At 67.3% G+C, this 23,506-nt stretch carries 19 protein-coding genes and 1 tRNA gene; 5 read left to right on the top strand and 15 right to left on the bottom strand.

Annotated features, from left to right (window positions below; genetic code table 11):
• Positions 1 to 82 precede the first annotated feature (82 nt).
• The 3 genes from ntrC to glnA form a co-directional block, all read right to left on the bottom strand.
• Entirely contained in the window at positions 83 to 1,597 is a 1,515-nt protein-coding gene (gene ntrC, locus WT24_RS14815) for a nitrogen regulation protein NR(I) (RefSeq protein WP_060034423.1), read from the bottom strand.
• Positions 1,598 to 1,643: 46 nt separating this feature from the next.
• Positions 1,644 to 2,786 (bottom strand): nitrogen regulation protein NR(II), encoded by a 1,143-nt coding sequence (glnL, locus tag WT24_RS14810; protein ID WP_059505728.1) that lies wholly within the window; start codon positions 2,784 to 2,786, stop codon positions 1,644 to 1,646.
• A gap of 160 nt (positions 2,787 to 2,946) precedes the next feature.
• Positions 2,947 to 4,362 (bottom strand): type I glutamate--ammonia ligase, encoded by a 1,416-nt coding sequence (glnA, locus tag WT24_RS14805; protein WP_034207771.1) that lies wholly within the window; start codon positions 4,360 to 4,362, stop codon positions 2,947 to 2,949.
• 405 nt (positions 4,363 to 4,767) lie between these two features.
• On the opposite strand from glnA, the gene WT24_RS14800 reads away from it, so the two are divergent.
• Positions 4,768 to 5,232: a rhodanese-like domain-containing protein gene (locus WT24_RS14800; protein ID WP_059505726.1), complete on the top strand. Its 465-nt coding sequence runs from the start codon at positions 4,768 to 4,770 to the stop codon at positions 5,230 to 5,232.
• Between the two features lie 116 nt (positions 5,233 to 5,348).
• On the opposite strand, the gene WT24_RS14795 is transcribed toward WT24_RS14800, so the two are convergent.
• From WT24_RS14795 to hrpA, 5 genes are all read right to left on the bottom strand, one after another.
• Positions 5,349 to 6,161 (bottom strand): molybdopterin-binding protein, encoded by an 813-nt coding sequence (locus tag WT24_RS14795; RefSeq protein WP_059505724.1) that lies wholly within the window; start codon positions 6,159 to 6,161, stop codon positions 5,349 to 5,351.
• Complete coding sequence (locus WT24_RS14790; protein WP_060034420.1) at positions 6,158 to 6,985, bottom strand: EI24 domain-containing protein; 828 nt, start codon at positions 6,983 to 6,985, stop codon at positions 6,158 to 6,160. The genes WT24_RS14795 and WT24_RS14790 overlap by 4 nt, the downstream gene beginning before the upstream one ends.
• 126 nt (positions 6,986 to 7,111) lie before the next feature.
• Positions 7,112 to 8,086 carry a sterol desaturase family protein gene (locus WT24_RS14785; protein WP_060034417.1) on the bottom strand — a complete coding sequence of 325 codons (975 nt, stop codon included), beginning with the start codon at positions 8,084 to 8,086 and terminating at the stop codon, positions 7,112 to 7,114.
• A 16-nt stretch (positions 8,087 to 8,102) separates the two neighbouring features.
• Complete coding sequence (locus tag WT24_RS14780; protein ID WP_059505718.1) at positions 8,103 to 9,092, bottom strand: beta-propeller fold lactonase family protein; 990 nt, start codon at positions 9,090 to 9,092, stop codon at positions 8,103 to 8,105.
• Between the two features lie 179 nt (positions 9,093 to 9,271).
• Positions 9,272 to 13,480, bottom strand: a complete 4,209-nt coding sequence (gene hrpA / locus WT24_RS14775) for an ATP-dependent RNA helicase HrpA (RefSeq protein ID WP_059789067.1) — start codon at positions 13,478 to 13,480, stop codon at positions 9,272 to 9,274.
• 23 nt (positions 13,481 to 13,503) lie between these two features.
• On the opposite strand from hrpA, the gene argA reads away from it, so the two are divergent.
• A complete protein-coding gene (gene argA, locus WT24_RS14770; protein ID WP_006485509.1) occupies positions 13,504 to 14,883 on the top strand; it encodes an amino-acid N-acetyltransferase in 1,380 nt (459 codons plus the stop codon).
• A 53-nt stretch (positions 14,884 to 14,936) separates the two neighbouring features.
• Positions 14,937 to 15,212: an oxidative damage protection protein gene (locus WT24_RS14765; RefSeq protein WP_009692666.1), complete on the top strand. Its 276-nt coding sequence runs from the start codon at positions 14,937 to 14,939 to the stop codon at positions 15,210 to 15,212.
• 158 nt (positions 15,213 to 15,370) lie between these two features.
• Here WT24_RS14765 and WT24_RS14760 read toward each other — a convergent pair whose 3' ends face one another.
• The 3 genes from WT24_RS14760 to WT24_RS14750 all read right to left on the bottom strand — a co-directional run bounded on the left by WT24_RS14760 (position 15,371) and on the right by WT24_RS14750 (position 19,872).
• Positions 15,371 to 16,783: an MFS transporter gene (locus tag WT24_RS14760; RefSeq protein ID WP_060034445.1), complete on the bottom strand. Its 1,413-nt coding sequence runs from the start codon at positions 16,781 to 16,783 to the stop codon at positions 15,371 to 15,373.
• A 138-nt stretch (positions 16,784 to 16,921) separates the two neighbouring features.
• Entirely contained in the window at positions 16,922 to 18,124 is a 1,203-nt protein-coding gene (locus WT24_RS14755) for a CaiB/BaiF CoA-transferase family protein (RefSeq protein ID WP_059789065.1), read from the bottom strand.
• A complete protein-coding gene (locus WT24_RS14750) occupies positions 18,121 to 19,872 on the bottom strand; it encodes an acyl-CoA dehydrogenase family protein (protein ID WP_060034414.1) in 1,752 nt (583 codons plus the stop codon). The genes WT24_RS14755 and WT24_RS14750 overlap by 4 nt, the downstream gene beginning before the upstream one ends.
• A 173-nt stretch (positions 19,873 to 20,045) precedes the next feature.
• On the opposite strand from WT24_RS14750, the gene WT24_RS14745 reads away from it, so the two are divergent.
• Positions 20,046 to 20,948, top strand: a complete 903-nt coding sequence (locus WT24_RS14745) for a LysR family transcriptional regulator (protein WP_060034411.1) — start codon at positions 20,046 to 20,048, stop codon at positions 20,946 to 20,948.
• Between the two features lie 98 nt (positions 20,949 to 21,046).
• A tRNA-Val gene (locus WT24_RS14740) sits at positions 21,047 to 21,121 on the top strand.
• Between the two features lie 200 nt (positions 21,122 to 21,321).
• Here WT24_RS14740 and WT24_RS14735 read toward each other — a convergent pair.
• From WT24_RS14735 to WT24_RS14730, 4 genes are all read right to left on the bottom strand, one after another.
• Positions 21,322 to 21,558, bottom strand: coding sequence for a hypothetical protein (locus WT24_RS14735; RefSeq protein ID WP_059505707.1), 237 nt, complete (start codon positions 21,556 to 21,558; stop codon positions 21,322 to 21,324).
• Between the two features lie 36 nt (positions 21,559 to 21,594).
• On the bottom strand, positions 21,595 to 22,332 hold the full coding sequence (locus tag WT24_RS32810; RefSeq protein WP_179949351.1) for a hypothetical protein: 738 nt from the start codon (positions 22,330 to 22,332) through the stop codon (positions 21,595 to 21,597).
• Between the two features lie 119 nt (positions 22,333 to 22,451).
• On the bottom strand, positions 22,452 to 22,592 hold the full coding sequence (locus tag WT24_RS34365) for a hypothetical protein (protein WP_156441801.1): 141 nt from the start codon (positions 22,590 to 22,592) through the stop codon (positions 22,452 to 22,454).
• A 517-nt stretch (positions 22,593 to 23,109) separates the two neighbouring features.
• Positions 23,110 to 23,506: aminotransferase class III-fold pyridoxal phosphate-dependent enzyme (locus WT24_RS14730; RefSeq protein WP_156441800.1), on the bottom strand; the 397-nt coding region annotated here is incomplete at its 5' end.

The following is a 23,506-nucleotide window of genomic DNA, read 5'->3' as shown; positions in this document are numbered from 1 at the left end:
CGGAATGGCAAGCTGCGAGCAAACCGCGATTATGTCCGATCGCGGCATGCGCGGGCCCGCGCATGCCGCGAATCGTGCTCGGTCAGGGCTCCAGATGGAGCTCCTGGATCTTGCGCGTGATCGTGTTGCGGCCGATGCCGAGCCGCTCCGCGGCCTCGACCTTGCGGCCGCGCGTGAAGTCGAGCGCCTCGCGGATCACGGCCGCCTCGAAGCGACGCGCGAGCTCGTCCATCACGTCGGCAGAGTTCTCGCGCAACAACCGCGCGACTTCGGTGCGCAGCCCGTGCTCCCACATTGGGTAGCCGGCCGGCGCGCTGCCGTTCGCCGCACTCGCGACGGGCGCGGCGGCGGGCGGCGCTGCACCGATCGCGGCAGGCGCTGCCGCGTGGCCACCGCTGCCGTGTACGTCCGCGCCGTCGCCCGACGCGCCGACCGGCGCCCCGGCCGGCACGAGGTCGGGCGGCAGGTCCTTGATCTCGACCGTCTGCGCGGGCGCCATCACGGTCAGCCAGTTCGCCAGATTCTCGAGCTGGCGCACGTTGCCGGGAAACGGCAGCGACGTGAGATACGCGAGCGCATCGTCGGACACGCGCTTCGGCTCGACGCCGAGATCGCGTGCGCTCTTCTGCAGGAAGTGGCGCGTGAGCAGCGCGATGTCCTCGCTGCGTTCGCGCAGCGGCGGCAGGCGCAGCCGGATCACGTTGAGCCGGTGGTAAAGGTCCTCGCGGAACAGCCCCTGCCGCACGCGCGACTCGAGATTCTGGTGCGTCGCGGCGATCACGCGCACGTTCGCGCGCAGCGGGTTGTGCCCGCCGACCCGATAGAACTGCCCGTCCGACAGCACGCGCAACAGGCGCGTCTGCAGGTCGAACGGCATGTCGCCGATTTCGTCGAGGAACAGCGTGCCGTTCTCGGCCTGCTCGAAGCGGCCCTGCCGCGTCGTCTGCGCGCCGGTGAACGCGCCGCGCTCATGGCCGAACAGCTCGGATTCGAGCAGATCCTTCGGAATCGCCGCCGTGTTCAGCGCGATGAACGGCCCGTTCGCGCGCGGGCTGTGACGGTGCAGCGCCCGTGCGACGAGCTCCTTGCCGGTGCCCGACTCGCCGGTGATCAGCACGGTCGCGGCCGAATGCGACAGCCGGCCGATCGCACGGAACATGTCCTGCATCGCGGGCGCCTGGCCGAGCATCTCGGGCGCGTCGGCCACGCGCTCGTCCTGCGGCGCGCCGCCGCGCAGGCTTTCTTCCACCGCGCGGCGGATCAGCTCGACCGCCTTGTCGACGTCGAACGGCTTCGCGAGGTATTCGAACGCGCCGCCCTGGAACGCCGCGACGGCGCTGTCGAGATCGGAGAACGCCGTCATGATGATGACGGGCAGGCCCGGCAGCCGCTCGTGCATCGCCTGCAGCAACTCGAGGCCCGAGCCGCCCGGCATCCGGATGTCGGACACCAGTACCTGCGGCGTCTCGTGGTCGAGCGCGGCCAGCGCGTCGCGCACGTTCGCGAAGCTCTTCGTCGCGAAGCTGTCCCGGGCGAGTGCCTTTTCAAGCACCCAGCGGATCGATTGGTCGTCGTCTACTATCCAGATCGGCTTCATAGGTCGGTCAGGTATGGGGAAATCCGGTGAATCGCACTGTCGCCGCTCAATGGTCGAGCGGCAGCAGAATCTGAAATTCGGTACGTCCGGGCCGGCTTTCGACCTCGATCATCCCGTCGTGCTGCTGCACGAACGTCTGTGCGAGCGTGAGGCCGAGGCCGCTGCCGTCGTCGCGTCCGGACACGAGCGGGTAGAAGATCCGGTCGCGGATCTCTTCCGGAATGCCGGGCCCGTTGTCGATCACGTGCAAGTCCAGTGCCAGCCGGTACAGGCGCTTGGCGATCGTCACCTTGCGCGCGATGCGCGTGCGCAGCTCGATCTTCGCGTCGCCCTGCGCGATCCGTTCGCGCAGCGCCTGCGCGGCGTTGCGCACGATGTTCAGCAGCGCCTGGATCAACTGCTCCTTGTCGCCGCGCAGGTCCGGCACACTCACGTCGTAATCGCGCTCGATCGTGAGCCCGCGCGGGAATTCCGCGAGCATCACCGCGCGTACGCGTTCGCACACTTCATGAATGTTCACGTCGCCGACGATATGCGGATGCCGGTGCGGCTCCAGCAACCGGTCGACGAGCGTCTGCAGGCGGTCGGACTCCTTGATGATCACCTGCGTGTATTCGCGCAACTCGCCGCGCTCGCGCTCGCCCAGTTCGAATTCGAGCAGCTGGGCTGCGCCGCGAATGCCGCCGAGCGGGTTCTTGATCTCGTGCGCGAGGTTGCGGATCAGTTGCTTGTTGACCGCCGTCAGGTCGTGGATGCGCTCTTCCCGATCGGTGCGCGACTGCCGTTCGTTCTCGAACAGCTCGACGAGCACGAAATCGGGTGCGGTCTCGAGGAAGCCGACGATCGCGTGCACATGCAGCGGCTCACGGCCGGGCCGGTCGAGCACGGTATCGAGGTGCGTCGCGTGAAAGCGTTCCTGGCCGATCGCGGTGATCGTCGATGCAAGCTCGTTCGCGTTCGGGAAAATTTCGCCCCATGGCCGCTGCGCGAGCTGCCGCCGCGAGATGTCGAGCATCGCCTCCGCGGACGGGTTCGCGAACGCGATCCGCAGCGTCTTGCGGTCGAGCACGATCACGACCGTCGGCAGCGCTTCGAGCCCCGCCAGCAGACCCGAGCGCGAGAGCCGCTCGTCGTCCGTCAGTCGTTCGGGCTGGCCCGTTTTCGCCTTGATCAGATTCTTCAGAACCATCTGCGTGCTTGTCGCGCCTCACCGGGCAGAAAATGAAAATCGTCGGAACAAAAAAGGGACGGCCGGACGCCGTCCCCTTTCAGACTCCGCCGCTCCCGCCGCACACCGCGCGACGGGAACGAACCGGCATGACGGCGCCGAATCGAAGCGCCATCGCCGATTAGAGCGAGTAGTACATCTCGAACTCGATCGGGTGCGTCGTCATGCGGAACTTCGCCAGCTCCTGCTCCTTCAGCCCGAGGTACGCGTCGATCATGCCGTCCGTGAACACGCCGCCGCGCGTCAGGAACTCGCGATCCTTGTCGAGCGCCTCGAGTGCCTGGTCGAGACCCGCGCACACGGTCGGGATCTTTGCATCCTCTTCCGGCGGCAGGTCGTACAGGTTCTTGTCCGCTGCTTCGCCCGGATGGATCTTGTTCTGGATCCCGTCGAGGCCGGCCATCATCAGCGCCGAGAACAACAGGTACGGGTTCGCCATCGGGTCCGGGAAGCGCGTTTCGATACGGCGGCCCTTCGGGTTCGACACGTGCGGAATGCGGATCGATGCCGACCGGTTGCGTGCCGAGTACGCGAGCTTGACCGGCGCTTCGAAGTGCGGGACCAGACGCTTGTACGAGTTCGTCGTCGGGTTCGTGATCGCATTCAGCGCGCGAGCGTGCTTGATGATGCCGCCGATGTAGAACAGCGCCAGTTCCGACAGGCCGGCATAGCCGTTGCCCGCGAACAGGTTCTGGCCGTCCTTCCAGATCGACTGGTGAACGTGCATGCCCGAACCGTTGTCGCCGACGACCGGCTTCGGCATGAACGTCGCCGTCTTGCCGTACGAGTGTGCGACGTTATGGATGATGTACTTCGACCATTGCGTCCAGTCCGCGCGTTGCACGAGCGTCGAGAACTTCGTGCCGATTTCGTTCTGGCCCTGGCCCGCCACTTCGTGGTGGTGCACTTCGACCGGGATGCCGAGCTGTTCGAGCAGCAGGCACATTTCCGAGCGCATGTCCTGGAACGTGTCGACCGGCGCGACCGGGAAGTAGCCGCCCTTCGTGCCCGGACGGTGGCCCGTGTTGCCGCCTTCGAATTCCTTGCCTGCCGACCACGGCGCTTCTTCCGAGTTGATCTTCACGAAGCAGCCCGACATGTCCGTGTTCCACTGGACCGAGTCGAAAATGAAGAATTCCGGCTCCGGACCGAAGTAGGCCGTGTCGCCGATGCCCGTGCTCTTCAGGTAGGCTTCCGCGCGCTTCGCGAGCGAACGCGGGTCGCGCTCGTAGCCCTTGCCGTCGGCCGGCTCGACCACGTCGCAGGTCAGCACCAGCGTCGATTCTTCATAGAACGGGTCGATGAACGCAGCGCTCGGATCCGGCATGAGCAGCATGTCCGACGCCTCGATACCCTTCCAGCCCGCGATCGACGAACCGTCGAATGCATGACCGCTTTCGAACTTGTCTTCGTCAAACGCCGAAACCGGCACCGACACGTGCTGTTCCTTGCCGCGCGTATCCGTGAAGCGGAAATCGACGAACTTGACGTCCTCGTCCTTCACGAGCTGCATGACGTCGGCGACGGTTTTACTCATAACCTCTTCTCCTGATTGAACAATTCCGGCGGACTGGGAACCGCCTCGTTTATCGAGCTGACCGGGGTCTTGCTTTGGCGCAGCGCGCCCCGATTCGACCGAATTCTATATAGCACCTTCCGTGCCAACCATCGCAAAACCGACGCGGATCGCGCCGGCCCGCGCCGCAGCGGGGCTCACCTGCGCAATTGCAGGGCCCGGGGCCGCACCGACGCCGACCGGATTGCACCCATACGGTGCAATCTCCGGGGTGCGGCGGCGCGACCGAGTTATTCTGGTGCATGTGCGCAATTCTGCACCTTTTTGGTGAACCCGTGGCCCGTGCATGCGCCGCAGGCCGCGCGGACGTCCGTACCGCCCCACCGCGCTAGAATGCTCGTTTGACCGATACGGAGACTCCCTGCCATGAGTACGCTGGACCAGCTTTACGCGAAGGCCGACGAACGCCGCGCACAAAGCGCGCTCAACTACGCCGGCGCGCTGCTGCCGGTCGAGGCATTCGAACTGCTGCAGCTCGACCCGTCTGCGCGCCTCGTCGACGTGCGCACGCGCGCCGAGCTCGACTGGATCGGCCGCCCGCTCGTCGGCGACGGCCAGTACCTGCACATCGAATGGACGCGCTACCCGGGCGGCGTGCCGAACGCCGAATTCGTCAACGAACTGAAGGCGGCCCTGCCGGCCGATACGCCGATCCTGTTCCTGTGCCGCAGCGCCGCGCGCTCGAAGCTCGCCGCGGTCGCGGCCGCGCAGGCCGGCTACACGAAGGCGTTCGACCTGCTCGAAGGCTTCGAGGGCGCGAAGGACGCCGAAGGCCACCGCAAGACCGTCGACGGCTGGTGCTTCCGCAAACTGCCGTGGATCGGCGCCTGACGGCGCGCCAAGGCCGCCGGTTGCGACAGCCTCATCGTCGAGCCAGGGGATGACATGCCGATGACGGGCCGCGTTGCGCGGCCCGTTGCTTTTAGTACGGCAGCGTGGCAGGCCGCTCAGGCATGCGGCTCAGGCTCGACGACGTCGCCGCCGAGCAGGTGCACGCCTTCGCGCAGCTTCACGAACGCGGCCGCGACCGCTTCCGGCTCGCCCTTCACGCCGAGATCGATGTGACGGCGCGCGTAGATGCCGCCGCGCTCCGCGTCGCCGACGCTCGGCAGGCTGAACACGCGCACGCCCGGAAAATCGCGCTCGATCTTCTCCATCAGCGGCGTGAGCGTCGATTCCGGCAGCTCGAACACGTACAACGAGCGCTCGGCATGCGGCGTCGCGTGATGCAGATGCGCATACTGCGTATCGAGCACCCATTCGATCATCGGCCACGCCATCACCGGGAAGCCCGGCACGAAATGGAGATGGCCGACCGAGAAGCCGGGAATCCGGTTGTAGCCGTTCGGGATGATCGTCGCGCCGGCCGGGAACACGCCCATGTTGAAACGGTGCTGGTTCTCCGGCGACTCGAAATCGACCGGTGCGGCCGGATCGGCGTGCATCTCGCGGATCCGCTCCGTAATCAGCGCCTTCGCTTCCGGATGCAGTTCGAGCGGCACGCCGAGCGCGGCCGCCGCGCACTGGCGCGTGTGGTCGTCCGGCGTCGCGCCGATCCCGCCCGTCGAGAACACGATGTCGCCCGACGCGATCGCGCGCGCGAGCGTCGCCGTGATGCGCGCCGGATCGTCGCCGACGTATTCGGCCCAGTCGAGCGCGAGGCCGCGCGCGCCGAGCAGCTCGATGACCTTCGCCAGATGCTTGTCCTGCCGGCGGCCCGACAGGATTTCGTCGCCGATGATGATGATGCCGATGCTCATGCCTGCCCCATGTCGATTGCGGTGGCGCGCGCACTCGCGCGCAAGTCTTCCAGCGCGTGCAGGCAGTAGTGCCCGAACCACAGCGCCGAGAAGACGAGGATGAAAGCGTAAACCCAGATCATGGCGGCCGCGACGAACGGGAACAGCACCATCATCCAGACCGACGACACCCACACGAAGGTCGGCACGGTGCCGAGCAGCCCGGTCGCGACGCCGATGCCGATCAGCGGCCAGCGGTGCCGGCGCACGAGCGCGCGACGCTCGTCGCGGCTCGCGTGCAGCGCGAGCGCATCGTAGGTCATCACGCGATACGTGAGCCAGCCCCAGATCACTGGCGGCAGCAGCGCGAAGAACGGCGGAATCAGCCACAGCGGGATCGTGACGACGAGCAGCACGACGCCGACGAGCGCCGCGCCGAGCGAATTGAACACGCTGCCGAGGAAGGTGCCGCCCCGCTTCGGCTCGAGCGCCGCGAACTGCCGGTTCGACAGGTGCTTGATCACGACCGGCATCGAGATCGTCGCGATCAGCAGCAGCACGGTCAGCACGATCAGCGGAATGGCGAGCGACACGACCACGAACGGCGCGACGACCGCATGCAGCTGCGACATGCCGATCGCATCGAACGCGCGATACAGCGCGGCCGTCAGCACGAAGCCGTCGAGCGCGCCGCGCGCGAGGTCCAGCAATGTCTGCCACGAGAACCACAGCACGGCGCCCCACAGCAGCGCCGACACGACGAACGGCATCAGGGTGAGCCACAGCATGCGCGGGTGCAGCGCGCTGACGAGCGCCCGGACGAAGGAACGCAGCAAATCGTTCATGCGAGCCTATGGAGTCTGGATTGACGAAGAAAAACGGGGAAAGGATAAACCACGCGGCCCGCATGCGCCAAAGCGCATGCGGGCCGCGTGCAAGCGTCGTTCGACGGGAAAGCGGACGGATCGGGATCAGGCCGACGCCGCGCCGCGCTTCGCGGGGAACAGGCGCCGGAAGATCCGCACGAACGCGAGGCCGTGCTGCGACCAGAAGCCGTCGCCATAGGACACGCCCTCGATCTGCTCGCGGATGCCGGTCGGCTCGACCGTGCGGTTCCACGACGCGGTGCCGAACATCATGTCCCACCACGGAAACAGCACGCCGAAGTTGCAGCCGTACTTGGTGCCTTCGTGGCCGTAACCGACCGCATGGTGCCGGCGGTGGAAGATCGGGCTGACGAGCAGGCGCTCGCCGATGCGGCCGTACGACAGCCGCGCATTCGTATGCTGGATGCTCTGCAGGAAGTTGGTGACCGCGGTCAGCACGACGAACTGCGACGGCGTCACGCCGATCACGAGCGCGATCGCCGCGAAAAAGCACGACTGGAGCACGTCGTCGAGCAGGTGGTTGCGGTCGTCGCACCACAGCGACATCTGCCGCTGGCTGTGATGGACCGCGTGCAGCTCCCACCAGATGCCGAACTTGTGCTGCCAGCGGTGATACCAGTAGCCGGCGAAGTCGAGCACGACGAGATAGATCGCGAACGCGACGATCGGCTGCGAAGTCACGCCCGGCCACAGATAGTCGAGGTTGACGTTCGCGACGCCATGCAGGCGCAGCCACGCCTGGAAGCTGTCGAACACCGGCTGCAGCGCGAAGAAGAAGAACAGCGTGTAGATGCCGAGCTTCGAGATCGCCGTGTAGATCACGTCGACCCGCACCGCGCGTCGGTTCGTCCAGCGCTCGACCGGCAGCAGCGCCTCGAGCGGGCGCAGCAGCGCGAACATCAGCACCATCTGCAGCGCGCCGATGATCACCCAGTACAGCGCGTCGTAGGTGTCCTCGTCATAGTCCATCAGGTTGAACTTGAAGAGGAGCGGCTGCACGACATCGACGTACAGCCAGGTCTGGATGTCCGACACGAACGCATCGATCAGGTGCAGCATCGTTCGCCTCCGCCCGTCACGCGCCGTTCGCCGCCTTCCACGGCGCGCGGTCGTAGAAGTAGATGCCGTGCGGCGAGCGGCCGACGGCAATCGTCTGCACCAGCTTGCGCGAGGCCAGATCGATGATCCCGACCTTCTTCGCGAAACGGAACGTCACCCACAGCGTCTTCTTGTCGGCGGACAGCTCCATGTCGTCGGGGCCCGGCAGCAGGCCGGTGATGTCGCCGACGTTGGTGAGCGTGTTCTCGTCGATGATGCTGATCGTGTTCGCGACGCGGTTCGTCACCGCGACGTGCGTGCCGTCGGCGAGCGAGCGGAAGTTGTGCGCGCCCTTGCCCGTGTAGATCTGCTTGACGACCTTCTGGTTGCGCCAGTCGACGACCGCGACGTAATCCGCGCCGGTCATCCCGACCAGCAGGAATTTGTCGTCCGGCGTGAGCCACAGGCCGGCCGGCACCTTGCCGACCTTCATCTTCCATTTGACCGTCTGCGTCGGCAGGTCGATCGCCGCGATCTCGCCGGACACCTGCAGCGACACGAGCAGCGTCTTGCTGTCCTTCGTGAACGCGAGGTGGCTCGGCATCACCGCGAGCGGCACGCGCTTCACGAGGTGCAGGTCGCGGCCGTCGTAGCCGTAGATGTCGACGCGGTCGAGCCGCAGGCCGGCCGCCGCGAACCACTTGCGGTCGGGCGAGAAGCCGAGCTGGTAAGGATCGTCGATCCCTTCGACGGTGCGCTGCAGCTTGCCCGTCTTCGGATCGAGGAACATCAGGCTGTTCGAGACCGAATTCGCGACGATCAGCGACGCGTTGTCGGGCGTCGCCATCAGATGGTGCGGTTCCTTGCCGGTCGGCATCGTGGAAACGACTTCGCGGGTCTGCTGGTCGATCAGGGAAAGCGTCGCTTCGGCCGAATTGAGGACGATCACGTTATTCGCGTGTGCGGCAGGCGCCAGCACGGCGGCGGCCAGCGCAAGCGTGCGGCCGAAGGAAAGGAAAGTGCGCATGAAGACTCACGTCGTGGAACAGCTGTCATTGTAGAACGTTCGGCGGGCCCCTCCGGTTGACCCATGCCGGTATTGCGCCACTTCGACGCACGCCCGCCTGCCGGACGAACCGCCGCGGCAGGCGGCTGCGGTGCGGGCCCCGGGCGGCCGCCGAGGCGGCCCGGCAAACCGATGTTGCGCTAGCGCTGCATCGACTCCCAGACCTTGTGCAGACGCTTGACAGAGACCGGCATCGGCGTGCGCAGTTCCTGCGCGAACAGCGAAATCCGCAATTCCTCGAGCAGCCAGCGGAATTCCGCGAGCCGCGCATCGGCGACGCCGCCGCGCTGCGACACCGCGCGCTGGTACTGCTGGGCGAGCGGCAGCAGCTCGGCCGACTGCTTCGCGTCGCGCGCCGGGTCGGCCTTCAGCTTGTCGATCCGCAGCGCGATGCCCTTCAGGTAGCGCGGGAAATGCGCAAGCTGCGCGTAAGGCGTGTCGATCACGAAGCGTTTGCCGACCAGCGCGGCCAATTGCTGCTGCAGGTCCGCATGGGCCTGCGCGAACGGCTTCGCCTGCGCGAGCTTCTTCACGAGGCCCGCGTATTCGGCCAGGATCTGCCCGACGAGCCGCGCGATTTCCTGCGCGAGCAGGTTCAGGCGGCTGCGGCCCTCGTCGCGGCGCGCGTGGAAGCTCGCGTCGTCGTCGGGCAGCGGGTCCTGCAGGCACGCGCGATCGAGCGCCGTGTCGATCAGTTGGTCGCGCAACTCGTCCTGCGTGCCGAGCGACATGTACTGCATCGCCATCTCGCGCAGGCCCGGCAGGTTCTTTTCCAGGAACTTGATCGGCTCCTTCAACTGCAGCGCGAAGAGCCGCCGCAAGCCGGCCCGGTGGATGCGCGCGGCCTCCTCCGGCGAATCGAACACCTCGACGTCGCAATGCGTGCCACGGTCGACGAGCGCCGGATAGCCGTACAGCGTCTGGCCGCGCCGGCGAATTTCCAGCAGCTCGGGCAGCTTGCCGAAATTCCACGTCGTCAGGTTCTCGTACAGCGCCGTCGCGCCGGTTTCCGCCGCGGCGGCCGTCTGCGGCGCCGCGCCCTTGCCGGCCTTCGCGCCGCGGGCAGGCACCCCGGCCGCGACACCCGACGCGGGCGCGTGGCCGAGCGCCTGAGCGGCGTCGGCGTCGCCGCCGGTCGCGAGCGTCGACGCCGCCGCGATCTTCTGGAACTGCTGCTGCGCCTGCGCGCCCAACTCCTGGCGAAGCTGCGCGAGATTGCGCCCCATCGCGAGCTGGCGGCCGTGCTCGTCGATCACCTTGAAATTCATGAACAGGTGCGCGGGCAGCGTCTCGAGCTTGAAGTCGGCCGTTTTCATCGCGACCTGCGTCTCGCCGCGCACGTCGGCGATCAGCGCCTCGACGAGCCCGCCCGCACCGAAGCGCTCGCGGCCCATCCGCTCGACGAAGCCGGCCGCGTACTCGGGCAGCGGCACGCAGTGCCGGCGCAGTTTCTGCGGCAGCGACTTCAGCAGCAGTTGCACCTTTTCCTTCAGCATCCCCGGCACGAGCCACTCGCAGCGGCGCGCGTCGACCTGGTTCAGCGCGAAGAGCGGCACCGCGAGCGTCACGCCGTCGCGCGGCGTGCCGGGTTCGAAGTGGTACGTGAACGCCATCTCGACGCCGGCCATCGTTGCGCGCTTCGGGAACAGGTCGGTCGTCACGCCCGCCGCCTCGTGGCGCATCAGGTCGTCGCGCGACAGGTACAGCAGCCGCTGCTTGTCCTCCGCCTGGCCGCCCTTCTTCACCTCGTCGCGATACCAGCGCTCGAACGCGGCGCCCGTGTGGATGCCCTCCGGAATCGCCTGGTCGTAGTACGCGTAGATCAGCTCGTCGTCGACCAGCACGTCCTGCCGGCGCGACTTGTGCTCGAGCTGCTCGATGTCGGCGAGCAGCTTGCGGTTGTGCGCGAAGAACGGCAGTTTCGTGTCGAACTCGCCTTCGACCAGCGCGCCGCGGATGAACAGCTCGCGGGCGCGCGCCGGGTCCTGCTTGCCGAACGCGACGCGCCGCCGATGGTAGATCGGCAGCCCGTACAACGTCGCGCGCTCGAACGCGCTGACCTGCGCCGGCCGCTTTTCCCAGTGCGGTTCCGACAGCGATTTCTTCAGCAGGTGCGCGCCGATCTTCTCGACCCATTCGGGCTCGATCTTCGCGAGGCAGCGCGCGTACAGCCGGCTCGTCTCGACGAGCTCGGCCGCCATCACCCAGCGGCCGGCCTTCTTCGCGAGCGCGGAGCCCGGCCACAGGTAGAACTTGATGCCGCGCGCGCCGAGGTAATGCGGATCGTCGTCGGCCTTCATCCCGAGGTTGCCGAGCAGCCCCGTCAACAGGGCCAGATGGATCTGCTCGTAGGTGGCCTCGACTTCGTTGAGCCGCCAGCCGTGCTCGCGCACGACCGTCAGCAACTGCGAATGGACGTCGCGCCACTCGCGCAGCCGCAGATGCGACAGGAAGTTCTGCCGGCACGCGTCGACGAGCTGGCGATTCGACTTCTTGTGCGCGACGGCCTCCTCGAACCACGCCCAGATCTTCAGCCACTGCAGGAATTCGGAGCGCTCGTCGGCGAACCGGCGGTGCGCCTGGTCGGCCTGCTCCTGCGCTTCGATCGGACGATCGCGCGGATCCTGCACGGACAGCGCGCTCGCGATGATCAGCACCTCGCGCAACGACTGCTGGTCGCGCGCGGCGAGAATCATCCGGCCGACGCGCGGATCGAGCGGCAGCCGCGCGAGCTCGCGGCCGAGCGGCGTCAGCGCGTTGTCGTCGTCGACCGCGCCGAGCTCGTTGAGCAACTGGTAACCGTCCGCGATCGCGCGGCCGGGCGGCGGTTCGAGGAACGGGAACGATTCGATCGCGCTCAGGTGCAGCGACTTCATCCGCAGGATCACCGACGCGAGCGACGAGCGCAGGATTTCCGGGTCGGTGAAGCGCGCACGCGCCTGGTAGTCGCTTTCCTCGTACAAGCGGATGCAGACGCCGTCGGCCACCCGGCCGCAGCGGCCCGCGCGCTGGTTCGCGGCCGCCTGCGAGATCGACTCGACCTGCAACTGCTCGACCTTGTTCCGGTACGAATAGCGCTTCACGCGCGCGAGGCCGGTGTCGACCACGTAGCGGATGCCCGGCACCGTCAGCGAGGTTTCGGCCACGTTGGTCGCAAGCACGATCCGGCGCGCGTTCGACGCCTTGAACACCTTGTCCTGGTCGGCCGCCGAGAGCCGCGCGAACAGCGGCAGAATCTCGGTGTGCGGCGGATGGTGCTTGCGCAGCGCCTCGGCCGCCTCGCGGATCTCGCGCTCGCCGGGCAGGAACACCAGCACGTCGCCGGGGCCTTCGCGGCACAGCTCGTCGACCGCGTCGACGATCGCGTCCATCAGGTCGCGTTCGGCTTCGCGCGCGGTCTTCACGCGATCGCGGCCGCCCGTACCCTCGGCGTTCTTCACCGCCGGGCGATCCTCGGCCACCGGGCGGTAGCGCATCTCGACCGGATACAGCCGCCCGCTCACCTCGATCACGGGCGCCGGGCGTGCGTCGGTGCCGAAATGGCGCGCGAAGCGATCGGCGTCGATCGTCGCGGACGTGACGATCAGCTTCAGGTCCGGCCGCCTCGGCAGGATTTCCTTCAGATAGCCGAGCAGGAAATCGATGTTCAGGCTGCGCTCGTGCGCCTCGTCGATGATCAGCGTGTCGTACGCCTTCAGCAACGGGTCGGTCTGCGTCTCGGCGAGCAGGATGCCGTCGGTCATCAGCTTGACGGACGCGCCCGGCGCGAGATTGTCGGTGAAGCGCACCTTGTAGCCGACCACCTCGCCGAACGGCGTGCCGAGTTCCTCGGCGATCCGGCGGCCGGTCGACGATGCGGCCAGGCGCCGCGGCTGCGTATGGCCGATCAGGCCCGTGCCGCCGGCGCCAAGGCCGCGGCCGAGATCGAGACAGATCTTCGGCAATTGCGTGGTCTTGCCCGAGCCGGTTTCGCCGCAGACGATGACGACCTGATGACCGGCGATCGCACGCGCGATTTCGTCGCGCTTGCCCGACACGGGCAGGCTTTCCGGGTACGTGATCGGCGGAACGGGATTCGGCGGGACGGCGGCGCGCGGCGCACGCTCGCGGCGCGGGGCCCGCTCGCCCGTCGGCTGCGGCGCACCCTTCGCGGCCGACTGGCGCGCGTCGCCGCGCCGTTCGTCATTGCGCGGCCCGCGCGGCGCGTGTGCCGGCGTGCCCGCCGGCTTGTCCTGCTGCTGGCGCGGCGGCTGGCCCGGCTGCTCGCGCGCGTCGGCCGCACCATCCGGGTGCTTCGCCGACGGCGTATTGGCCCGCGTCGGCGCGGGACTTTTAGAAACATTCGACATGGGGGCGCATTATAATCCCGGCCATGAATTCCCAAACCGACCTCCCTCCCGCCCAGACCGGCGCCGCGACGCCGCCGGCCGCCGACGATTCGGCCGCCAGCCACGCGCAGTTCGTCGACTGGATGCGCTCCGTCGCGCCCTATATCCACAAGTTCCGCAACAGCACGTTCGTCGTGGGGTTCGGCGGCGAGGTGGTGCAGCAGGGGCTGCTGAATGCGCTCGTGTCCGACATCGCGCTCTTGCAGGCGATGGGCATCCAGATCGTGCTGGTGCACGGCTCGCGGCCGCAGGTCGAGGAGCAGTTGAGCCTGCACGGTGTCGAATCCGAGTTTTCGCACGGCCTGCGCATCACCGATGCGCGCGCGCTCGAATCCGCGAAGGAAGCGGCCGGCGAAGTGCGTCTCGACATCGAGGCCGCGATCAGCCAGGGGCTGCCGAACTCGCCGATGGCGCACGCGCACATCAGCGTCGTGTCGGGCAACTTCGTGACCGCGCGGCCGGTGGGGATTCTCGACGGGGTCGATTTCGCGCACACGGGCATCGTGCGCAAGATCGACGCCGAATCGATCCGTCATTCGCTCGCGAGCCGCAAGCTCGTGCTGCTGTCGCCGCTCGGCTTCTCGCCGACCGGCGAGGCGTTCAACCTGTCGATGGAGGACGTCGCGTCGGCGGCCGCGATCGCGCTGCGCGCCGACAAGATCATCTTCCTGACCGAAGGGCCCGGCATCGTCGACGACGAAGGCGAGCTGGTGCGCGAAATGTCGCTCGACGCGGCCGCCGAACTGCTCGATTCCGGCAACATCCAGGGCGACGACGCGTTCTTCCTGAAGCATTCGATCCGCGCATGCCGCGGCGGCGTGACCCGCGCCCACCTGATCCCGCAGTCGCTCGACGGCAGCATGCTGCTCGAACTGTTCCTGCACGACGGCGTCGGCACGATGATCTCGTACGAGAACCTCGAAAGCCTGCGCGAGGCGACCCCGGACGACGTCGGCGGCATCCTGTCGCTGATCGAGCCGCTCGAGTCGGACGGCACGCTGGTGCGGCGCGGCCGCCACCAGATCGAACGCGACATCGACCACTTCTCGGTGATCGAGCACGACGGCGTGCTGTTCGGCTGCGCGGCGCTGTACCCGTACCAACAGGAAAAGATCGGCGAAATGGCGTGCCTGACGGTCGCACCCGAAGCGCAGGGCTCGGGCGACGGCGAACGCCTGCTCAAGCGCATCGAGCAGCGCGCCCGCGCGCGCGGCCTCACGCACATCTTCGTGCTCACGACGCGCACCGAGCACTGGTTCCTCAAGCGCGGCTTCGTCAAGGTCAGCGTCGACGACCTGCCGGAAGACCGTCGCAAACTCTATAACTGGCAGCGCAAGTCGCTCGTGCTGATGAAGCAGCTCTGAGCACCGGCACGACTGCCCTTCCCCCCAGACACCGATTACAGGAGAAGTACACGATGGCTCGAATGATCCAATGCGCGAAGCTCGGCAAGGAAGCCGAAGGCCTCGATTTCCCGCCGCTGCCGGGCGAACTCGGCAAGCGCATTTACGAGAGCGTCTCGAAGGAAGCGTGGCAAGGCTGGCTCAAGCAGCAAACGATGCTGATCAACGAAAACCGCCTGAACATGGCCGACCCGCGCGCGCGCCAGTACCTGATGAAGCAGACGGAGAAGTACTTCTTCGGCGAGGGCGCGGACCAGGCGTCCGGCTACGTGCCGCCGACGGAAGGCTGAGCGCCGCGAATCGCGCAGGCGGCGCGCTAACGTCGTCGCGCGAATAGTGCAAACGGCACCGTGTGATCGCACGGTGCCGTTTGCTTTTGGGGCAGCCCAATCGACGCAACCCCGCCGACGCGCGCGCGACGGCGCCCGGGCGAGCCGGCGTGCCCGCCTCATCCCGCCGGTTTCAACGTGCCGCGATCGTCCGGCGGCGCGCCCGCGCCGGCCGGCTGATCCGCGCCCGCGCCTTCCGTGCCCCATTCCGCCGCATCGCTGCGTTCGGCCGTCGACAGCTCGTCCGCGCGATACCCGGTGCGATTGAGCAGCGCGAGCATGCACGCAAGCGACACGAGCGCGTACAACCCCGACGCGATCGCGACGCCGACGATGCTGCCGGTCGCGTTCAGGATCGCCTGCGCGAGCACCGGCGTGCCGCCTCCGACGACCAGCGCGCTCAACTGATACGCGAGCGACAGGCCCGTATAGCGGATGTTGGCCGGGAACACGCGCGCGAGCACGCCGCCGACCGCGCCGTAGAACATCGCCGACGGAATCGTCGAAATGCACATGCCGGCGACGGCGACCCAGTACGAACGCGTCGCGAGCGCATGGAACATCATGGGCATCAGCACGATTTCCGGAATCAGGATCCAGCACATCGCGCGTCGCATGTCGACCTTCGACACGAACCACGCGCCGACCGGCTGCATCAGGAATTGCACGACGAGCGAGATCGACAGGATGCCGAGGAACGTGCCCTGCGCGTAACCGAGCGTCTTCGTCGCCCACGACAGCGCGAACGTGCTGCGGAAATACGTGACGTTGATCACCGGCAGCGTGCCGGCCGCGAGCAGCACGACGACCCAGTGGTCGCGCACGACGTCGCGCAGCGGCAGCCTCACCGTGCGCTTGCGCGCGAGCACGCGCTGCATGTCGACCGACTCCTCGAGCTTCAGCCGGATCACCATGCCGATGATCACGAGCACGGCCGACAGCAGGAACGGAATGCGCCAGCCCCACATCAGGAACGACGGCGTCGGCAGCGCGCTCAGCGCGAAGAACGCGGCCGTGGCCAGCAGGTTGCCGGTGGGCGAGCCCTGCTGGGCGAACGCCGCGTACAGGATGCTGCGATGCTTCGGCGCATTCTCGCTCGCGATCAGCACCGCACCGCCCCACTCGCCGCCGACCGCGATGCCCTGCAGCACGCGCAGCACGACGAGGCCCGCCGGCGCCCATACGCCGATCGACGCATAGCCGGGCAGCAGGCCGATGCCGGTCGTCGCGAGCCCCATCATCACCAGTGTGATCACGAGCGCGGTCTTGCGGCCGACGCGATCGCCGAGATGGCCGAACACGATCCCGCCGAGCGGCCGCGCGGCGAAACCGGCCCAGAACGTGACGAACGCGAGCAGCGTCGCGACGCCGGAATCCATCGTGCTCGAAAAGAACACCTTGCCGAATACGAGCGCCGCAGCGGTGCCATAGATGTAGAAGTCGTACCACTCGATCGTGGTGCCGACGAACGCCGCGAGGGCGGCGCGGCCTGGCCGCGGCTGCGCGGCGGGCGGGGATTGCGGACGGCTCATCGATGTCTCCATGTCGGTGATCGGGGTGCGACTGTCGCGCACCTTGCCGGATGGCCGGCCTTCGCCGGCCGGCGGGGTTACGCTACGTTGCGATCGGTCGATTCCGGGCGACGTTCGTCTGCGGCGCCCATCGGTCCGTCACGTCTGGCCGGGCGCGACACGCAGCACACCGGCATCGAGCAGTTGCTGCTGAAGTGCGCGATCGACGCCGAGCCGGTCGAGCACCGCACGCGTATCGCGACCGAGCGCGGGAGGCGCCGACCGGTAGGTGGCCGGCGTGCGCGACAGCTTCACCGGCGACGCGGTGCCGCGATACGCGCCGATCTCGACGAACAGGTTGCGGTGCAGCGCATGCGGATCGTGCGCGACGTCGGCCACCGTGCGCACCGGCCCGCACGGCACGCCGGCCGCCATCAGGTCGCGCGCGAGCGGCTCGCACGCGTGCACGGCGAGCCGCACTTCCAGCTCGACCTTCAACTGCGCCCGGTGCGCGCAGCGGCTGCGGTTGTCGACGAAGCGCGGATCGCTGGCGAGCGCCGGCGCGCCGAGATGCGCGACGAGCCGCGCAAACTGCCGGTCGTTGCCGACCGCGAGGAAGATCGGCACGGTGGCCGTGCGGTAGCTGTCGTACGGCGCGATGTTCGGATGCGCGTTGCCGCTGCGCTCCGGCACACGGCCCGAACCGAAGAAATTCGGCAGATGCGGATGCAGCAGCGACACGCCGCAGTCGTACAACGCCACGTCGATCGACTGTCCGCGCCCGCTCTTCTCGCGCTCCGCGAGCGCCAGCAGGATGCCGGCGAGCGCGTTGAGCCCCGTGACCATGTCGACGATCGGCAAACCGATGCGCGTCGCGCCGCCATCGCGTTCGCCGTTCACGCTCATCAGCCCGGCCATCGCCTGGATCACCGCGTCGTAGCCCGGCAGGCCGCCGAGCGGGCCGTCGTCGCCGAAGCCCGTCACCGCGCAGTGGATCAGGCGCGGGAAGCGCGGTTGCAGGTCGCGTGCGTAGTCCATGCCCCAGCGCGCGAGCGTGCCCGGCTTGAAATTCTCGACGAGCACGTCGGCCTCTTCGAGCAGGCGCCACAGGATCGCCCGCCCTTCGTCGTGCGACAGGTCGAGCGCGAGCCCTTCCTTGTTGCGGTTCACGCCCATGAAATACCAGGCCGTGTCGCCGAGGAACGGCGGGCCCCAGGCGCGCGTCTCGTCGCCGGCGGGCGGCTCGATCTTGACCACCGTCGCGCCGTGATCGGCGAGCGCCTGCGTGCAGTACGGGCCGCCGAGCACCCGGCTCAGGTCGACGACCTTCAGGCCGTCCAGTGCGCCACGCGTCGTGCTCATCGCTCGACCTCCGGCAGCAGGTCGAGCGCCGTGTCGAGCGTGACCGGCAGGCCGCGCAGCAGCGCGTCGGACGCGGCCGATTCGTCGTCGCGCGGAGCCGGCGCGAGCGGATCGACCGGCAGCAGCTTGTGCCGCACGATCAGGTGCGCCAGCGCGAGACGCCTGAAATCCGGCGCGAGCCGTGCGCCCTCGCAGGCCATCAGCACGGCCGCGCTCGCGTAATACAGCGCGGACGCGGCCTGCCGCACGCGCGCATCGTCGCCTTCCTCGCCGACCCGCACGAGCGCATCGCACGCCCGCGCGAGAATGCGCCGCAACGCCGTGCGGCTCGCGTCGGGCAGCGGCGCCGCGCCCAGACGATCGCCGAGGAACGTGCGCAGCGCGTCGAGCGCATGTTCGCGCTGCGCGGCGCGCGCGACGTCGAGCGCGACGATGTTGCTCGTGCCTTCCCAGATCGAACCGAGGTGCGCATCGCGCACGAGCCGTGCATCGCTCCACTCCTCGATATAGCCGGTGCCGCCGCGTACTTCCATCGCATCGCCCGTCACGCGGCGCGCGTCGCGGCACGCGCGGAACTTGATCAACGGCGTCAGGATCCGCACGCAGCGCGCAGCCTGCTCGTCGCCCGCGTCGGCCTGCGGCAGCAACAGCGCGATCTGCATGAACATCGCGCGCGCGGCCTCGGCTGGCAGCAGCATCTTCATCAGCTGGCGCCGCATCAGCGGCATCTCGATCAGCTTGCGGCCGAACGCCTCGCGATGTGCGGCGACGTGCAACGCTTCGTTCAGCGCGCGCCGCATCAACCCGGCCGCGCGCACGCCGTTCGACAGTCGCGACATGTTGATCATGTCGGCCATCTGGTGAAAGCCGCGGCCGATCTCGCCGATCAGGTACGCCTGCGCGCCTTCGAGCGCGATCTCGCCGCTCGCCATCGAACGGCTGCCGAGCTTGTCCTTCAGGCGCACGATCCGGTAGCGGTTGCGCGTGCCGTCCGGCAGCGTCTTCGGCAGCAGGAACAGTGCGAGGCCCTTGATGCCGTCCGGTGCGCCGTCGGGCCGCGCGAGCACCATCGCGAGATCGGCGTCGGCATTCGAGCAGAACCACTTGTCGCCGGTCAGGCGCCAGATGGTGCCGCCGTGCGCGTCGGTTTCGCAGGTCGCGCGCGTCGCGATACGGCCGACGTCGGAGCCGGCCGCCTGCTCGGTCATGAACATCGCGCCCTGGTACAGCGTGTCGAAGTCGCGCGACGCGAGCCTCGGCAGGTAGCGCGCGACGAGCGCGGGGTCGCCGAAGCGGCGCAGCGTGCGCGTCAGCGAATCGGTCATGCTGACCGGGCAGCACAGCCCGAATTCCGCCTGCACGAACAGGAACGTCAGCGCGTACTTGACGAGCGGCGGCACGGTTTCGGATCCGTGACTCAGCGACGCGAGCCCGAGCTCCGCATACGCGACCCGTTCGAGCGCGACGTACGCCGGATCCTTGTCGATCCGCTGCACGGCCTCGCCGCGCCGGTTGCGGTGCTCGAGCACGGGCGGATGCTTGTCCGCGCGCGCCGCCCATTCGTCGAGTTCGCCCGATACGCGCTCGCCGAGCGCGCGCAGCCGCGGCTCGAGTTCCGCATAGTGCGCATCGCCGAGATGCAGCTTCAGCAACGCGCCGAGATCGGGGTCGACGGTGAAGAAATTGATGCCCCGGCTGTCGGGGATATTGGATGCGCCGGTGTCCGGCGTGCGAGCGGTGTCGTTCATGCGTGCGTCTCCTGGGTTGCCTGCACGTCGGCCGCGACCGACGCCGCAGCGCCCGGGCCGGCCCGGTGCAAGGCCTTTGCAGAGCGTAGGCGCGCGGTCGATAAGCGTCCAATACACGATTTATCCGGTACGATAGATATCGCTTATCGATGCCGACGCCGGGAGGAGACACCGTGGAACTGAGGCAGTTGCGCTACTTCGTGGCAGTCGCCGAGGAACTGCATTTCGGGCGCGCGGCGAAGCGCCTGTTCATCTCGCAGCCGGCGCTGAGTTTCGACATCCGCAAGTTCGAGGACGCGCTCGGCGTGCAGCTTTTTTCCCGCACCAACAAGGCCGTCGCGCTGACCAACGCGGGCGCGGTGCTGCTCGGCGAGGCGCGCCGGCTGCTGCTGCAGGCGGCCGAGGCCGAGCGCCTGGCGGTGCGCTCCGCGTCGGGGCTCGCCGGCCGGCTGCGAATCGGCTTCGTCCATTCGATGCTGTATCGCGGGCTGCCCGACGCGGTGCGGCGTTTCGAGGCCGACTATCCGGGCGTCGAGATCGTGCTGAGCGAGATGAACACGCACGCGCAGGTGCAGGCGATCCAGCGCGGCCAGATCGATCTCGGCTATGCGCACTGGGGCCACTGCCCGCCCGAGGTCGAATCGGCGCCCGTCTATGCGGAGCCGTTCGTGTGCTGCCTGCCGGTCGCGCATCCGCTCGCGCGGCGCCGGCAGGTCGCGCTCGCCGCGCTGGCCACCGAACCGTTCATCCTGTTTCCGCGCGACGCGGCGCCGCACTATCACGACCTGATCATCGCGCAGTGCGTGAACGCGGGATTCAGTCCGCTGATCCGGCACGAGGCGCGGCTGTGGCAGACGATCCTATCGATGGTCGAATTCGGGATGGGCATCGCGCTCGTGCCGCGCGTGCTGCAGCAGGTCAAGAGCGACCGGCTCGCGTTCCGGCCGCTGAAGGATGCGTCGCTCGAATCGCACACGCTGGAGCTGAAGCGCCGCGGCACCGCCGAGCCGGTCGCGCTGCGCTTCGCCGACTACGTGCGCGCGTCGATCGACGCGCTGCCCGCGCTCGCGGGCTGAACGCGCGGCTCGCGAACGGGCGCCGGCGGCCATCTTAAAAAAATTTGCAGAAAGGACTTTACGAACCCAAAAAGCTCTGACATAATTTCAGCTTCTTTGGGCGGTTAGCTCAGCGGTAGAGCACTGCCTTCACACGGCAGGGGTCACTGGTTCGATCCCAGTACCGCCCACCAAAGAATTCAACGACTTACGGCCAATGCGGCTGTCTCATACGTCAAATGTACGGACAGCCATACGGAAATTGTACCGTGAGTCTCTCAGGCCAGCCCGGCCGCAGCTAGACCTCCCCTCGTTTCACCCGTCCTTCTAGACCGGTTAACCACTTCCCGCACCTACCGACGCATCGCGCCGATAAGCCGGGTCGCGGCGGCAATCAATCCCGGTTCGCCTCGATGATCTGCTGTAGAGCATTGGCATCGTCCGTAGGCTCTTCCGTGCCGCGAAATACGCAGACCTCGGTGTGCCCGTCTCGGAACACGTCCACCTCTACTCGCATCCCAACCACAGTGACCGAAACCAACACCGTATCCGGTCGATTTCGGCTCAAGGTGTAGTGAATCTTCGCAGAGTCGAGTTGGTCGAGCAGATCGAACAATGTGTTTGTTGTCATGTCGGGTGCCTATTTCTTGAAACGGTTATCGTTGAGCTACTTGAGCGCCTTGCGCGCTTCTTTGACGCCATCGCTCGCATCGCCCTGAATCTCCTTGAGCGTCGAGTTCAGATACTGTCCGGGGAACTCACGCAACACCGATCCCTTGCATTCCGCATTGATGATGTCGCAGGCCATCATATCGCCCCGGTCAATACCCGCAACTTGAACCGCGTCACCTAGGGCATCGGCCGAAAAGTCGAAAGGTGACGCATCGCCGAGCGGAGAGGAATCAGCAAATCCCGCCCCTCCCGCTAAATCCGCCACGCCACCCGCACCACCGCCCGCGCCCACAACGCTTTCCAGATAGCTCATAAGGTCGCCCGCAGACACATCGCTAGGCGTCGCCCAACTCGGCAGCGGCTTGTCTGCCGGCAAAGAGGCCACGGACGGGACACTGGCGAGCCTATTGGCGCGAGGGAATGGCGGGGTTGAGGGTGGACCACCGGCCGCACCGCCACCACCGATAGCCTGTCGGTCGATCTCGACCGTTACGCGGCCTCCTTCTATGGCGGCTCTCAGCGCATCGAGCGGGACGCCCGAGAACGCATCTAGACCAAGTTGCCGCAGGTATGTCAGCGCGTTCGCGGAAAGGCCAGTGTACTTCGGCCAGTGCAACATCAATTCGGAAACATCGCTGCGTTGGCTGGCCGACAAGTTCGCGCCGATCGAACCTGCAGAACGGGTCAGCGTGGCGCGCTTCCCAGAACCCAGATCAATAGTCACTGAAGCCATGAATCCTGTTCTCCGTATCGGCTTCGTACGGCAAGACGTTGCTCTCTCAACGCCGGCCATGTACTTTGAAGCCCATACTTTAGCAGGTGCGCTCTCAGCGACAGCGCGACTCGCTCCGGTCAGTGCGCCTTGCGCTTGTCGATTTCCGCCGCGCCACCCGGCCCGAAAGCGATCACCCGTTGCAGGTCTTTCATCGCCCTCAGACGTGTCGCACCGGGCTGACTTGTGTCTTCCGAAATCTCGCGAAGTGCTTCCAGCATGCTGTCCACCGGGTTGCTGCCTCTTCGAAGGTTTCGACATGTCCCAACGATTGATACTGCTGGCGACCGGTGGACTCGTCGCGCTGGCGAGCGATCCATGTGCCCTCGCCCTCAGAAAGCCGCCTATATCCCACGGCCAGACCTTTGCGCAGAACGCACCAATACGGCTCGCGACGGACGGCCAGACGCGCCCTTGCGGCGGTGTTTACGATAGAGATTTGCTTGCTCATGACTACGGATTCCGTACGGAAAGAGCACGCAAAACTGAGGCAATCCAGCAGCTTTACGTGCTCGGTAGAATTCGTAAGTCATTGATTCTTTGTATTTTGCGTACCGATCTTCGGTCACCCACGAGCTTTCACACGGCAGGGGTCACTGGTTCGATCCCAGTACCGCCCACCAAAGAATTCAAGGGCCTGCGTCTCACGACGCAGGCCCTTTTCGTTTTGGCGGCGCGCGTGCCCTGCGCGATGCGGGCGCCGCGTCAGTCGACGCCGCGCCCGCACGCAGCGCCGGCTTACCGTACCTGCCCCACCCGCTCCGCCGTCGCGTCGAACGCGCGCTTCGCCTTGTCGACGATCTCGTCGACCTCCGCCTCACGAATCACGAGCGGCGGCGACAACAGCATCCGGTCGCCGGTCGCGCGCATGATCAGGTTGCCGTTGAAGCAGAAGTCACGGCAGATGGTGCCGATATCGACGTCTGCGCCGAAGCGCTCGCGCCGGTGCCCGTCGCGCGCCAGTTGAACGCCGGCGACCAGCCCCGCCCCCGCAATCTCGCCGACGATCGGATGATCGCCCAGCGCGTCGCGCAACCGCCGCTGGAAATACGGGCCGATGTCGGTCTTCACGCGCTCGACGATGCCTTCGTCGCGCAGCAGCTTCAGGTTCGCGACCGCGACGGCCGCCGCCACC

Origin of the sequence: Burkholderia sp. MSMB1078WGS (genome assembly GCF_001528895.1) — a bacterium.
In the GTDB taxonomy this organism is placed as follows: Bacteria; Pseudomonadota; Gammaproteobacteria; order Burkholderiales; family Burkholderiaceae; genus Burkholderia.
This window is presented reverse-complemented; position numbering and strand designations above follow the sequence as displayed.